The organism is Bradyrhizobium genosp. SA-3, from assembly GCF_004212635.1.
Taxonomy (GTDB): domain Bacteria; phylum Pseudomonadota; class Alphaproteobacteria; order Rhizobiales; family Xanthobacteraceae; genus Bradyrhizobium.
Window position 1 is genome coordinate 1 of record NZ_PSRT01000181.1, and the last position, 13,784, is coordinate 13,784.

The 13,784-nt window shown below is 60.6% G+C and carries 10 protein-coding genes and 1 pseudogene; 1 reads left to right on the top strand and 10 read right to left on the bottom strand.

Annotated elements, in window-relative coordinates:
- The coding region (locus CWO91_RS37770) for a reverse transcriptase domain-containing protein (RefSeq protein WP_245471504.1) at window positions 1-964 on the bottom strand (964 nt) is incomplete at its 3' end.
- A gap of 574 nt (window positions 965-1,538) precedes the next feature.
- Here CWO91_RS37770 and CWO91_RS37775 point away from each other — a divergent pair.
- Window positions 1,539-2,732, top strand: a pseudogene (locus CWO91_RS37775) (IS256 family transposase).
- 421 nt (window positions 2,733-3,153) lie between these two features.
- On the opposite strand, the gene CWO91_RS43875 reads toward CWO91_RS37775, so the two are convergent.
- The 9 genes from CWO91_RS43875 to CWO91_RS37820 all read right to left on the bottom strand — a co-directional run bounded on the left by CWO91_RS43875 (window position 3,154) and on the right by CWO91_RS37820 (window position 13,581).
- Window positions 3,154-3,873, bottom strand: coding sequence for a hypothetical protein (locus tag CWO91_RS43875; protein ID WP_208753120.1), 720 nt, complete (start codon window positions 3,871-3,873; stop codon window positions 3,154-3,156).
- 427 nt (window positions 3,874-4,300) lie between these two features.
- Window positions 4,301-4,576, bottom strand: a complete 276-nt coding sequence (locus CWO91_RS37785; RefSeq protein WP_130220487.1) for a hypothetical protein — start codon at window positions 4,574-4,576, stop codon at window positions 4,301-4,303.
- 765 nt (window positions 4,577-5,341) lie between these two features.
- The gene (locus CWO91_RS37790) at window positions 5,342-6,484 is read right to left on the bottom strand and encodes a CaiB/BaiF CoA transferase family protein (protein WP_130220488.1); all 1,143 of its coding nucleotides are present in this window, start codon (window positions 6,482-6,484) and stop codon (window positions 5,342-5,344) included.
- Window positions 6,485-6,486: 2 nt separating this feature from the next.
- Entirely contained in the window at window positions 6,487-6,957 is a 471-nt protein-coding gene (locus CWO91_RS37795; protein ID WP_130220489.1) for a MaoC family dehydratase, read from the bottom strand.
- A 36-nt stretch (window positions 6,958-6,993) separates the two neighbouring features.
- A complete protein-coding gene (locus CWO91_RS37800; protein ID WP_130220490.1) occupies window positions 6,994-8,223 on the bottom strand; it encodes an iron-containing alcohol dehydrogenase in 1,230 nt (409 codons plus the stop codon).
- Entirely contained in the window at window positions 8,220-9,329 is a 1,110-nt protein-coding gene (locus CWO91_RS37805) for an acyl-CoA dehydrogenase family protein (protein WP_130220491.1), read from the bottom strand. The genes CWO91_RS37800 and CWO91_RS37805 overlap by 4 nt, the downstream gene beginning before the upstream one ends.
- Window positions 9,329-10,480, bottom strand: coding sequence for an acyl-CoA dehydrogenase family protein (locus CWO91_RS37810; RefSeq protein WP_130220492.1), 1,152 nt, complete (start codon window positions 10,478-10,480; stop codon window positions 9,329-9,331). The genes CWO91_RS37805 and CWO91_RS37810 overlap by 1 nt, the downstream gene beginning before the upstream one ends.
- Before the next feature lie 218 nt (window positions 10,481-10,698).
- The gene (locus CWO91_RS37815) at window positions 10,699-12,477 is read right to left on the bottom strand and encodes an ABC transporter permease subunit (protein WP_130220493.1); all 1,779 of its coding nucleotides are present in this window, start codon (window positions 12,475-12,477) and stop codon (window positions 10,699-10,701) included.
- 21 nt (window positions 12,478-12,498) lie between these two features.
- Window positions 12,499-13,581, bottom strand: a complete 1,083-nt coding sequence (locus CWO91_RS37820) for an ABC transporter ATP-binding protein (RefSeq protein ID WP_433995603.1) — start codon at window positions 13,579-13,581, stop codon at window positions 12,499-12,501.
- Between the last annotated feature and the right edge of the window lie 203 nt (window positions 13,582-13,784).

Below are 13,784 nucleotides of genomic sequence, written 5' to 3' on the forward strand. Positions count from 1 at the left end.
GCGAGAGGGCCGCGAACCGGCCAAACTCGATCAACCGCGTCTTGTCCTCATGGAGCGTCAGGCCGAAGCTGGCCAGTCGCACCTTGAGGGCTAAGAGCATTTCCTGCGCATCGGCCTTGCTCTCGAATCCCATGACGAAGTCGTCCGCGTAACGCACGATCACGATGCGACCGCGTGCATGGCGACGACGCCATTGGTGGACCCAGAGATCGAGGATGTAGTGCATGAAGATGTTGGCAAGGAGCGGGCTGATGCCTGCCCCTTGCGGAGTACCTCTGTCCGTCTCTTGCAACTCGCCGCTCTCAAGAACGCCAGCTCGCAGCCACAGCTCGATGAGCCGTAGGATACGAGGATTGGCGATCCTATGCGCCACCATCCGCAGCAGCCACTCGTGGTCGACCGAGTCGAAGGAGCTGCGAATGTCGGCATCGAGCACCCAGTTCACGCACTGGCTCATGATCGCCGTATGCAAAGCATCGAGCGCCATGTGCGGATTACGCCCCGGCCGGAAGCCGTAGGAGAATCCGAGGAATTCGACCTCGTAGACCGCGCTCAACACCTCGGCCACCGCGCTTTGGACGATCTTGTCCTCGAGCACCGGCACGCCGAGAGGCCGCTTGCCGCCATCGGCTTTGAGAATGTAGACCCGCCGCACCAGCTGTGGCCGGCAGCGAGCAGTGTGGACCCGTGCGCAGAGGTCCCGGATGTTATCCGTGAGCCCTTCTTCGTACTTCGCCACCGTTATCCCATCGACCCCCGCGCTGGCCTGCCGCTTTTGTCGTCGAAACGCCCGAAGTAAAGCGTCTTCGTCGATGTGGTGCAGCAGGGCCGTGAACCGGGTTTGGGCAGCCTGCTTGGCCGCCGCGTTCACCCGCTCGAGGTTCGGCGGCAAGGCAACCCGGCTCTGTGTCTGGCCCCTGGCCTCCTCGCGCAGGCTCCTCTCGGGCTGGTCCCTTCCCTCCATGCGTCTCGTTACCTTCGACGACTTCACAGGTAGTATGGATCAGTCGACTCCCGACCTCAGCTCGGACCGCGGCTCTGGCAGTGCCTTGCCGCTGTCCCCCACTGGAGACCAATCCAATGGACCCGGTCGGGCCTCTCATGTTCCGATGATTGCCTTCCATGCGTGATCCGGCCATCGACCCCGACGGAGCGGCATCGTCTCGCATAACGACGATGCTCATGCTGCCTTCATGACTAGGGAACACACTCGGCCTCCGCGAACATCCACCTTTCGAGGCTCATTCCCGCACCCCGCATGGCTCCTGTCTACACTTCGGACCCCACGTTACCGCGACGCCCGCAAGACTCGGTCCCGGCTTGCCTGCTAGGGCTCTGGCCGGATGGGACTTCCATCCACAAGCAACCATCAGCTTGGCATGACGTACTCCCCAGTGATGGTGAAGCTCGGTGGAGCAAAGCCGTCCGCACGCGCGCCCTCGACTAGCGCCGTAGCGGGCGGACGGCTTTGCGGTGGTCGCCGGCGATTCGCCGGTAGGATCGGGTTGCGACACGCCAAGGCAACGGAGCAACCACCGATGACCGACGAGATGATGAAGCTGCGGACCGCTCCTGGAGAAGACCCCTGATACGGGCTGCGCGAGATGATCGGCTTTGCCGCCCAGCGCCTGTTGGAGCTGGAAGTCGAACGCCAAACCGGAGCCGCCTATGACCAGAAGAGCCCCGAGCGCCTGGCCCAGCGCAACGGCTACCGCGACCGCATTTGGGAGACCTGCGCCGGCGCGGTCGAACTGCGCATCCCCAAGCTGCGCAAGAGCTCCCACCTCCCCGGCTTCCTGGAGCCCCGTCGCATGGCCGAGGAGGCGCTCACCGCAGTGGTGCGCGAAGCCTACGTGCAGGGCGTCTCGACCCGCTCGGTCGACGATCTCGTGCAGGCCAGGGGCATGAGCGGCATCTCCAAGAGCCAGGTGAGCCGGCTCTGCGCCGAGGTCGACGATAAGGTGAAGGCATTCCTCGCCCGTCCGATCGAGGGCGGCTGGCCCTATCTGTGGATCGACGCCACCTATGTGAAGGTGCGCCAGAATGGCCGCATCGTCTCGGTCGCGGTGATTGTCGCGGTCGGCGTCAACAGTGACGGCCGGCGCGAAGTTCTCGGCATGGACATTGGCCCGTCCGAGGCCGAGACGTTCTGGACGGCGTTCCTGCGCAAGCTTGCGCGCCGCGGCCTGCGCGGCGTCAAGCTGGTCGTGTCTGATGCCCATAAGGGCATCAAGGCCACCGCCGCCAAGGTGCTCAACGCCTCCTGGCCGCGTTGCCGCGTCCACCTCATGCGCAACGCGCTCGCGCATGCCGGCAAGAGCGGCCGGCGTGTCGTCTCTGCCTTCATCGCCACCGCGTTTGCCCAGGACGATGCGAGGCCGCAAAGACCCAATGACGAAAGGTCGCCGACCAGCTCCGCCCGAAGCTGCCCAAGCTTGCGGGCTTCCTGGACGAGGCCGAGACCGACGTGCTGGCCTATATGACTTTCCCGCCGCAGCACCGGACCAAGCTGCACTCCACCAACCCGATCGAGCGCCTTAACGGAGAGATCAAGCGGCGCACCGAGGTGGTCGGCATCTTCCCGAACGAAGATGCCATCGTCCGCCTCATCGGCGCGATCCTGCTCGAGCAGAATAATGAATGGGCCGTCCAACGCGCCCGTTACATGACTCTGGAAACCATCGCCATTGAGCGATGATCCCGCCGTCGGCTTCCCGGCATTCGCCAGCTGACCTGTCCGGCCCTCGCCGGCGAACGCGGTGTCCCACCGCCAGTTACACCAAGCCTAGGGACACGAACGCCCTTCACATTCGGCGTAGCGGAAAAGCTATCGCACATGGCAGTTTCAAGATCATAGCCCCCGGAAGCACTTCGCCGGAAGATGCTGCGGATCCGCTTCTGCTTCGCTTTGGCCGCAGATCGTCCGACAGGTCGTCTTCCCTCAGCGCCGAAATGGGATCGCTAACGTCTGGCAGCAACGATTTTGCGGTTCTAGCACGGACGCTGAAACGCTCGGTCTCGCCGGTCCATCAAGTCTAGGCCAGAAGATCTATCGGTCTGCTCCGCAAACTGGATTTCGACCATCCGCGGGCGTGGCCAATACAACATTGCCTCCCTAAATCGCTTCCGGTCGAGCAACACAGCGCGCTGGGACTATGCTGTTGCCCATCCCGTGGATGCCATCGTAATACGGCACAAATCGGTGATGTCATAAATGGGCAGCTTCACCATTCGACGAATGCGCGCTGTGACAGTCGGGAAGGCTGCGCATTCAAAGAGGATTGCTGCAATCTCCTGATGTGCATCTTGCAGCCTTTTGATGCAGGCGGCGACATCTGTTTCGATAGCTGCGACATCGGTGGGTGGAGCAGGGCGGTTCAATTCGTCATGCCAGAACTTGCCACCTTCGATACCACCTATCACGAGCCGCGCTCGCTCGGCGGCATCGTCAAACCCGAGTAGATCTTCACTAAAATGCGTTGAGTCGTAAGTTAAGATGGCGATTTTGGCTTTGGACGGCAGCTGACGCAGTAACAGCGGCAAGAGGAGCAAGCTCGACATCGCCACGGGGACGTCGACCGAGGCGGACACTGCACGCTGATGACGAACAGAGAAGCCACACGTCGAGCTTATCGCGACAGCGCCTCGCTCCACCAAGCGCCGCGCAGCCGCAATGAAAGCTGGCTCGAGCGCCGGATCGCCACGAACCACATTCTCAACCCAAGCTCCGGCGACCGTTTCCCAGATAACTGGGAAATCGAAGGTTTCGGGATTCAACATTGCGCCAGGGGCGGGCTTCGGCGGCGTGGCACCGGGTGGCAAGCCGCGTTCAAGGTGGAGAATTCCAAGTGAGGGGCGATTTTTCGGGGTCATAATCAAAATCATAGCTTAGATTCAAGCAAGTTTCTGCGAACTTTTGGCTGCGTTCGCCGAAATCGCGCGCGAAAACCTCGATTCCGAAGCGTTACCGCAATTCTGATCGTCGCAATCTCGGCGGCAAAATTACGTTGGCGCCTCATCTTGCAAGAAGAACGAATCGCCAGCTCGGTTGAGGCACTACTGCGTCGGGATCCATGCGGTTCGTCGCACCGACTTTTGCCAATTGTGATCCGTCTCCGCCGGGTGCGCCACTTGCCCGATGATCGCGTGGTTAGATACTGGAAATGTGCACAATTGGCTCCTATGCACGCATCCAATGGACTAAGTAGTGTTGAAAAGTGCACTTGGTGAGGCGTTCTGGCCATTTCGGAACTGCGATTGAATCGGCCAGCTTGAGAGGGGGCGTCATGCTGCGAAACTGCTAATTGCAAAGGACTTGGCTGAGACCGGTGCAATGCTCGTCATAAGCGATGCGGTCGATGAGCGTGATTTCCGTTTGGCCGAGCCGCAAAACGAGCGGGTCATGGAGCGCTGGCGTAGGCATGTGAATATGAAAGACGGCGGCAGCCTTAGGATTGAGGCGATGGATCGGCGCGTGCACGCCCGGCACCGCCAAGGTCAAGTGATTGAACATGCCCTCGCTGAAGCCGTGGATTCCGGCGAGACGATGGCCGCGAGATCGAATCTTGCCTTCCATTCGGCAGAGTCACCAGCGGCTTTGCGGCGAGTCAGATTCATCTGGGCTTTCCATTTAATTGACCGAGATAGGGCGATCGCGCGGCTCGCGGCCGCGCACTCCTTGAAGAGACCGAGCACGTGCAACGATGATGGAGGATCGGAAGGCATTATTATGATTGGCGCCTTCAGTCATTGATGCGCATCTCCGGAACCCTTGGCTCCCGCACGCGCAAGCGCTTGCAGATGAGAGGCCGTCACAACTTCTGTAGCCAAACCACGTGGTGTAGCCGAGCGGATCGAGCCGATCTATCCGACGCTCCGTCGAGAACGGCAGTATCAATTCCGAGAGCGTCGCCGCAATTGAACGTCAGCAACCTGCTTGAGGTCTAAGACGCGCTCGTCGGGCAGGTCCCTGCGGTCGCCGTTGTTCATCGCGTCCGTGCCAGCAGCGTATCACCGTGGATCGCATTGAACGTCATCCAGCCGAAAGGGAGAACGCGATCAGGATGAACAGCGACAGCGACAGGCCGCCCACAAGGCCATGGAGCGCGACTGCTCCAACTCGACGAACATGTTCGAACGGCACGCGCTGCAACGCTTCGAATGTGCCCCCTTCTTGCCGAACTGCTCGCGCCTCTTGAAATAGCCAAACGTGATGACCAGCTTTCTCGAAGCTGCAGCTTCCCCGCTTCCTCTTCAGGGAGAGGACGTTTTCTGGTCGACTTGTCGCAGCATCATCAGGTATCAAGCGCGGGAAATGCCGAATGTCTTGCAATGTGAGAGATCAAGAGGACTTCATCCTGCCGAGGATCTCTGCATCATGTTGCCCAAGAGTCGGCGGCATGCCTATGGGCGGTCGTTTACCATCGAACCGCACGGGAATGCCAGGCATTGTAAGGCGCCCTTCCGTGGGGTGGTTCAACCCCTCGAAGAATCCGATTGCCTTCAGGTGCGCGTCGTGCTCGAGCTCTTCGAGCTTGAGGACGGGTCCGACAGGTATCTCGTGCTTTTCCGCAAATGACATCCAGTAGGAGGTGGTTTCCTTCCTCAGTTCTTCCTGGAGCAGTTCATAGAGCGCAACGATGTTCTGGGTTCTTGCGCCTATGTCACGGAAGCGAGGATCGCATGGAATCTTGGCTTGGCCCCGGGCCGTCCATAGGCGAGTCCAATGGGCATCCGTATAGGGCATGCAGCACAGATAGCCGTCTTTGGTAACGAATGGCCGACGGTGAGGATTGAGCACGCGGTCATATCCGAAGCCAGAAGGATCCGGGGCGAAGTGACGGCCATACCAATGCTCGGCGACCATGAAGGACACCATGATCTCAAGCATTGGTATCTCGACCTCCGTGCCGCGGCCGTGCATGAGTTTCGCGACCAAAGCGGATGTGATCGCCTGGGCCGCGTAGACGCCGCACAGCTTGTCAGCAAGAATTGTAGGCAGGAACCGAACGATGCCGTTCGCGCGATCCATAAGATCGGGAATGCCCGCCATGCCCTGGATGATATCATCGTAGGCCGGACGTCCATCATAGGGGCCGCCGCTGCCGAACCCCTGCAGGCGGGCGTACACGATGTCGGGCCGTATGGCGCGAATTGTCTGATAGTCAAGACCGATCTTCTGGAGCTTCTGCGGCCGAATGCTGTGCATGATGGCATCAGCGCCCTTCAGCAGCTCATGGAGCGCCTGCCGGTCCTCGTGTTTCTTCAGATTAAGACAGATGCTCTTCTTGTTCCTGTTGAAGGCAAGGAACATGGCAGACATGCCCGTGTGCCGGGCGGGCCCCATGCTGCGCGTGATGTCTCCGGAGGGCGGCTCAACTTTGATGATTTCAGCGCCCTGCTCGCCAAGGATCTGCGAGGCGAAGGGCCCGAACGCCACACTTGTCAAATCGATAACCTTTAGCCCGACGAGCGGAAGTGTCATGCCTATATCACCTTCATCTCTCGTGCCCGCACGAGGCGCAGCGGCGTGTAGACGAGAACGACGACGCTCTCCTGATTAACGATACTATTGCGTGTGCGGACGAGCCCGCGGGCGCCGGTCTTCGCCGGCCGCAGCTCAATGACGTCGATTTCCACATGGATCGTATCGCCGACGCGCGTTGGCGCTTTGACGTCGATCTCGGTGTGCAGGAAGGCAAGTCCGGTGCGATCGACGAGAGGCTTGAGCAATCCCTCAGCCATTGCATAGAGCATACCGCCGGGCACCACGCGTCCCGGCATTGCATTGGCATGGGTCTGGGTCACATTCGTGAACAGCTCTTCGGTGAACCAGGTGAGGTTCACATAAGCGTTGAGATCGGCCTCAGTAATCGTCCGGCCGGCGGTATGGAATCGATCCCCAAGGTTGAGTTCATCGAAATGAAGTCCGCCGCCGAGGAAACGCGAATTGTTCAAAAGAATGCCTCCTTTTCGGTCATCCCTACCGAGTAATCACCATGCGTCACGCAAGATCGCTCGGAGCTCTGCCACCCGTGTCTTGAACTCGCCGTTGGGATCGGCGTTATAGGAACGCATGGCGTTTGTTACGACAGCATCAAGCTGAGCCTCTTCTGTGAGAAGGTCGCGCAGGCGCAACAGGGGCCCACTGGCTGCGAGATCGGCCTTGACGATGCCGCGCGCGGTCTCGCAATCGGCCACGGCGCGCCCCGTGATTGTCTCTGCCATCATCAGGATCTCTGGGCGACATAGCGGCTCCAGATGACGCATGGCGTGCAGGGCTACTGAAATGTAGACATCGCCGAGCCGCACCTGATCATTCAGAGCGGCCAGCCCGGCGCCGATCGCGTAGCAAACGCGCACAATCCAGTGTGCAACGAACGGAGCACCCCCAAGGTCCTCGTCGCAATTCTGCAGCCAGGCTGCCGCGCACAGATCGATGCGCGCCTGCGCCAGATGCTCGGCTCCGCGGGCGGACCGAGCGAGCAGGTACGCCTGGCGCCGGACTCCTTCCACTAGGGGATTGCTGCGCGCCACTGAGGCCATCGCCATCAAAGCCCAGAAGTATGCCGTTCTGGCGTTGCTACAGGTCAGCGAAAGAGGCGCAGTCATCAATGCCTCAGGATCCCAGAAAAGCGCTGTAGGCCGGGTTTTCGGATCGAAGAATTCAAGACGTCCCCGCTCTGGATCAAGCATCGCGCTACCGCTGCGGCCCTGCGCGTTTGTCGGCGCCGTCAGCACATTGAAAATCGGGACCTTCGCGGCCGATAGCTTTCGGCTTTCCGGAGGGGCGCCATCCCGATAGCGCGTGCAGATCTCCTCTGCCGGCCGGTCCTCGGCCATCAGAATGGCGAGGAGGCGGCCGAAGACCATCGCCGTTCCTGCGCCGACTGCAACGATGCCGTCGCAACTCACCGAGCGGGCCAACGATACCGCTTCTTCGACGCTCGCGCGGGTTGCGTTGCGACCGATACGGTCGAAGATGCCCGCGCAGGTGTCGCCGAGCCCGGAAGTGATCGTCGGTATGAGCGCTGTTCCGCACGCAACAGACTGTCCGCTCAGCACCAGCACACGACGGCAGCCAGCCTCCGCAACCACCTTGCGCAGGTGACCGAGTGCGCCTTCCCCGGCGAAAATGCGCAGCCGAGGCAAGACGGCCCGGAATGCGCGCGCAGGAGGATCTTCGATCGCGCCAAAGGTTGGCTCCGACGCCGCGGTGTTCATACTGCAATCTCGCCCAGGAGCAGCGGCCAGAGGGCGGCACTGCCTTTTGCGCACACCAGATTCCCGAGCCGGCTCTGCCAGAAGGTCTCGTTGCCGAACTCATCGCGCCACGACCAGAGGCGGCGCGTGTAATGATGAAGCAGGTACTCCTTTGTGAAAGCTATCGCTCCGTGAATCTGGTGCGCCGTTGCGGCGACATGGCCGGCGGCCTCGCCACAGCGCGCCTTGGCCACGGCAACCGCAAGCTCCTGCCCCGCCTGCCCCCACATATCGCCAGCCTGCTCGGCGGCCGCTGACGCCGCCGCATACTCAGTCGCGCAACTGGCCAGCATGTGCTGCACTGCCTGAAATTTGCTGATTGGTCGGCCGAACTGCACGCGTTCTTGCGCATAGGCGATGGAGATATCGAGGACGCGCTGCATCGCTCCCACCATCTGCTGGGAACGCATCAGCGCACCGAGTTGGAGAAAATCCTCCGTCGTTCGCGTATCGATCGGCAAGACTCTCTGCGCAGGTTCATCGAGAGCGAGGTCCACCGTTACATCGGCGCGATACTCGTTGGCGATGCTCTTTCGCGAGACCTTTCCGAGAGCCGAGGCCGGGAGGAGTGCGACTGCATGCCCCTCGCGTCCTTCAACGACGGCGAGCAGGTGCCCGTCGTTGGAGCAGGGCACTCGATTTAGCATTCCGTGCACGCGCAGACGGCTCCCCATGGGTTCGAGCTGAAGTCTCCCAGCGCGCGGCGAAGCGAACGTCACGTGTCCCGAGATCGGCTGTCCACCGGCACGGGTCCAAAGATGAAGCGACAACATGGTCTCGGCCAGAGGCGCCGGGGCCGCATGATAGCCGCACAGGCGGATGAGCAGCATGCCTTGCGCGATGTCGAGTCCGATTCCGCCGGCGTCTTCCGGTACCATCGCCAGGGGCAATTCCAGCTCGGCGAACTTGTCCCAGAGCTCCAGGACCGCGTCGTTCCGCTCGATCGCTGTCAGACGCTCAACGCTGACCTCCGACGCGAGCAGGCGCCCCACCTGGTCCGTCATCACCGCGACGACCTCATCGCGTCCCGCGGTTGCGCTCCCCGCCACGACGTGCTGAACGGACATCAACGTAACCCCAAGCCGCGTGCGATCACGCCGCGCATGATTTCCCGCGTCCCTCCGCGGATCGTGTAGCCGGGCGCGAAAAGACGTGTCTCGGTGTAGCAGCGGCCATACTCGTCATCGTCCTCGGAGCTTGGCTGCGCCTCGATCAGACGACGGGCGATCTCCGGGATCGACTGCTCGAAGCTGGTGCCGAGATCCTTGACGATAGCAGCCTCCAAATAGGGGTCCTCGCCTTGGGCCAGCAAGCCAGCTACACCAGCAGACATTCGCCTCAAGGCAGACAAATGCGCGAAGAGACGCCCCACTTCCACGGATTGCAGGGCGTCAGGACGTTTTCCGACTCGATCCACCGCATCGAGGATGAGTCGAAAGTCAGACATATAGCGATCGGGCCCAGACCGCTCGAAGGACAGCTCGTGATTGACGAGCTTCCAGCCCTGACCAACCTTCCCCAAGACAGCGTCGTCAGGGACAAAGTAATCCTCAAAATGAACTTCGTTGAAATCATGATCGCCGCAGAGGTTGTATATGGGCCGGCAATTGATGCCCGGGGCAGATGTGTCGATTACGAATTGCGTCAGTCCCTCGTGCCGAGCCCCGTGCACTGGCGACGTTCTCACCAAGGCGATCAGGACATGTGCGCGATGCGCGCTCGACGTCCAGATCTTCGTGCCGTTGATGCGCCATCCCCCGGCGCAAGGCGTGGCCCGGGTCTGTACGCTGGCGAGATCTGAACCGGAGTTCGGCTCGCTCATGCCAATGGCGGCATAGCATTGTCCGGCGGCCATCGCGGGAAGATAGGTGCGTTTGACCCTCTCGCTCCCGAACTTGAGGATTTGGGGACCCGTCTGACGATCCGCAACCCAATGCGCGAAACAGGGTGCGGAATGGGCCAGCATCTCCTCAATAACGACAAAGCGCTCGAGGTCGGAGGCGTCCCTCCCACCATATTCCTTGGGCCAGACCATGCCGATAAAGCCAGCCTCGCCGGCCCGGCGCGTGAAATTCTCGTCCCAGGTGTTCCAGCTTGATACCTGTGGATCATAGCGCCTGCCATCCAGCTCATCACGCATGAAGGCGCGGATGCGGCGCCGAACCTCGATCGCCGATGGCGGCAGCTGCAGCGACGCAAATCGAAAGTCGGTCGACATTCCTCGGCGCTCTCCTAAGATCCAGACTAATTCGTGTGCAGAACGTCTTACTTGCCGGAAAATCAGCGGCATCTGAAACGTTCGTCGGTCGCGTGCGAAGTTTTCGCAGGCGTATCACTTCCCCCCTCTGTCGGCAGCCGCGATCTCCTTACCTGCGAGGCCGGCCGTGCCGCGGGTTGTGACCGGGTAGATGACCAGGGCCGCTGGTTTTCGAGCACTCAGGCAATCGGGTTGATAGGCGCTCCTTGTAGTCTAGCTCTTGACCGCCACCAGGTAACGTACAGAGCGACTAGCCAGAGCACGGGCATAAGCGTCAACAGCGACCCCACTGCGGCGATCGTGGGGTCGATCTGCTGGTTCATGTTTTCGAGCATCTTCAAAGGAAGAGTGCGGATCGAAAACCCGCTGACTAGTGATGTGACGACCACCTCGTCGAAAGAGGCAATGAAGGCGAACACTGCGCCGCCGACGATGCCCGGTCGGATTAGTGGCAGTGTTACTCTCATGAAGGTCCGCACCGGTCCGGCTCCCATGCTGTTCGCGGCCTGCTCCAACCGCTGGTCGAAGTTTGCCAACGTGGCCGCGACGATGACGACGACATAGGCAATGGACCCGATGCTGTGCGCCAGAACGATGCCGGTCTTCGTACCGATCAGGCCCAAATTTACCAACCCGAGATAGGCTGCGACACCGACGACGATGGCCGGAAAGGTGATGGGTGTCAGCATCACCATCATCAAAGAGTTGCGCAGTCGCGGGAAGGTGCGAGCGAGGCCGAAGGCCGCGAGAGTCCCCGCGACAGTGGACAGGATGGTGACCGTAAGGCCGATCTGGAGGCTGTCCAAAAACGCACGGATCCAGGACGGATCGCCGAAAAAGGAGCGATACCACTGCAGCGAAAAACCTGAGGGTGGGAACTCCAGAAATGCCCCTGCACTGAACGACATGATGATGACGATGAGTCCAGGAAACAGCAGATAGATCATGATGATCAGGACAAACACCGCGCCACCGATCTTCGACCAGCCACCATCGCCTCCGGCTTCGTAAAGCTGCGCAGCCCATCGCCGCGCCCGATAGGGAATGGCGATCTCATTGAGATAACGCAGCAGCGCGCCCAATGAGGATAGCCTGCTTTGCCAGGACTTCCGCAGGACGTGCCCCGTGTGGCCCTGCGTACCAGAAATGTCGAGTCCAAAGATGGATAGCATGACCACGGCAATTGCCAGGAGAATAAACGCCGCGGCGGCGATCGGCGCGAAATTGAGAGAGCTTGCGACCTGCGCCGCGATGAAGTTCGACAGCATGGCGTCCCGCAACCCGCCGAGAGCTTGCGGCGTGATGTAAAAGCCGAGAGAGACCACGAACACCAAAAGAGTCCCGCTGCGCACGCCAGGCAGGCTGAGCGGGAAGAACACGCGCCAAAACGCTGCTGAGGGACGAGCGCCCATGCTGCGCGCGGCCGCTACCAACGACTTGTCGATGCCCTGCATGACGCTGAGAAGCGGCAGGATCATTATCGGCAGCATGATATGCACCATGCCGATGTAGACGGCCAGTCTGTTATAGAGGAGCGATAGAGGGCTGGAGACCAACCCAAGTTCGAGCAGCACATTATTTATCAGGCCGTGGTCGCCCAGGATCACAGTCCATGCATAGGTGCGTACCAGCCCGCTCGTTAACCAGGGAATGAAAACGAGCACGATAAGGGCCGTGCGCACCGGCTTCGAGGCAATCACAATCAGATAAGCCGTCGGGTAGCCAATGATGGCGCAGAGGGCGGTGGCCACCAGGCTCATCTTGATTGTCTGGAAGAGAATGAAGACGTTCCCCTCCTGTTCAAAGAACGCTTGATAGTGTACGATCGAAAATGATGGTGCGTTGACGCTCGTCAGGAAAAGCTGAACGGTCGGTATTCCGAAGATCACGAGCAGAATCGCGATGGCGGGAACGGTGAGTCCGATGGGCATTCGCCCGAATTTCTGAAGCACTTCCATCTGCCTTCCCTTCCCAGTGCTCTAGCCCGCGACGAAGCGGACATCCGACCGGAGCCACTCAAGGCGCACCTCGTCACCGGGGCTGAATGTCTGCTGCCCCGAAGCGACATGCTCGCGCACGATGACAACGCTGCCGCCGACGCGCACTTGGTATTTTCGCAATGGTCCGGCATAGATCATGTCGTCCACTTTTCCAGCGACGAACTGGCGCAGATCCGCGTCGACTCGCTTCGGCGCCGCGGGAGCAGCAATGCAGACACGCTCAGGACGGACCATGGCTACGGTGCCGGATGGCGGCGCATCGGCCTCGATCTTGAAATCGCTATTTTCGAGAATGTTGGCCTCACCCAGAAAATTCGCGACGAAACGTGTCGTCGGTCGGTCGTAAAGGGCTTCGGGGGTATCGATCTGCTCGATCCGTCCAGCGCGCATGACCACAATGCGATCCGATAACGTGAGGGCCTCCTCCTGATCGTGGGTGACGCAAATGGTGGTCTTGCCGAACTCCCTGTGCAGGCTCTTGATCTCGCCCTGCATCTGCTCGCGAAGGTTACGGTCGAGCGCGCCGAGCGGCTCATCGAGCAAAAGGATCGGTGGATCGGCAATCAGTGCGCGGGCGAGCGCCACGCGCTGCTGTTGCCCACCACTCAATTGCGAGGGCATGCGATTGCCGAAATCCTTGAGATGCACACGCTCGAGCATACTCTCGACTCGGGTTGCTCTCTCCGCGGCTTTTATGCCGCGCATTTCCAGCGGAAATTCCAGATTTCGGTGAACCGTGAGATGCGGAAAAAGTGCATAGTTCTGGAATACGATGCCCTGGTCACGCCGGTAAGAAGGCACTGCAGCCACCGACTTCCCAGAAATCAGGATATCCCCCTTACTGGGCGCCACGAACCCGGCGAGCAGCATCAGCGCCGTGGTCTTGCCTGAACCACTCGGACCGAGAATGGTCAGGAACTCGCCATGACGGACGGTCAGTGACAAGTTTTTCACCGCAGCGACCGCCCCATACAGTTTTGTGACATCGCAGAATTCGATTTGAGCGGAAACTGTAGTTTTATCCAATGCTTCAGCCTCAGCGAGCGGGGTTGCACTTCTCACATGAACAGTCACTACTGATACTCCAGAAACCGGATTGCGCGCAGTGGCGCGGCGCGCCGGTCCTGCGTACCGACGCGCGCTGCCAAGCTCACCCTTTCACGAAGGGCTTATGCACAGGACACCTGCGATTTAGCGTACAATCCAGCCATTCCAGCGCTGGATGAGTCGCTGAGAGTTCGACAAGCCGTCCGGCCCGGTGTCAG

Excerpts from the sequence above, each read along its gene's own strand:
- CWO91_RS43875 (WP_208753120.1), bottom strand. The coding sequence starts at position 3,873 with ATGACCCCGAAAAATCGCCCCTCACTTGGAATTCTCCACCTTGAACGC.
- CWO91_RS37800 (WP_130220490.1), bottom strand. The coding sequence starts at position 8,223 with ATGAACACCGCGGCGTCGGAGCCAACCTTTGGCGCGATCGAAGATCCT.
- CWO91_RS37785 (WP_130220487.1), bottom strand. The coding sequence starts at position 4,576 with ATGGAAGGCAAGATTCGATCTCGCGGCCATCGTCTCGCCGGAATCCAC.
- CWO91_RS37815 (WP_130220493.1), bottom strand. The coding sequence starts at position 12,477 with ATGGAAGTGCTTCAGAAATTCGGGCGAATGCCCATCGGACTCACCGTT.
- CWO91_RS37790 (WP_130220488.1), bottom strand. The coding sequence starts at position 6,484 with ATGACACTTCCGCTCGTCGGGCTAAAGGTTATCGATTTGACAAGTGTG.
- CWO91_RS37805 (WP_130220491.1), bottom strand. The coding sequence starts at position 9,329 with ATGTCCGTTCAGCACGTCGTGGCGGGGAGCGCAACCGCGGGACGCGAT.
- CWO91_RS37810 (WP_130220492.1), bottom strand. The coding sequence starts at position 10,480 with ATGTCGACCGACTTTCGATTTGCGTCGCTGCAGCTGCCGCCATCGGCG.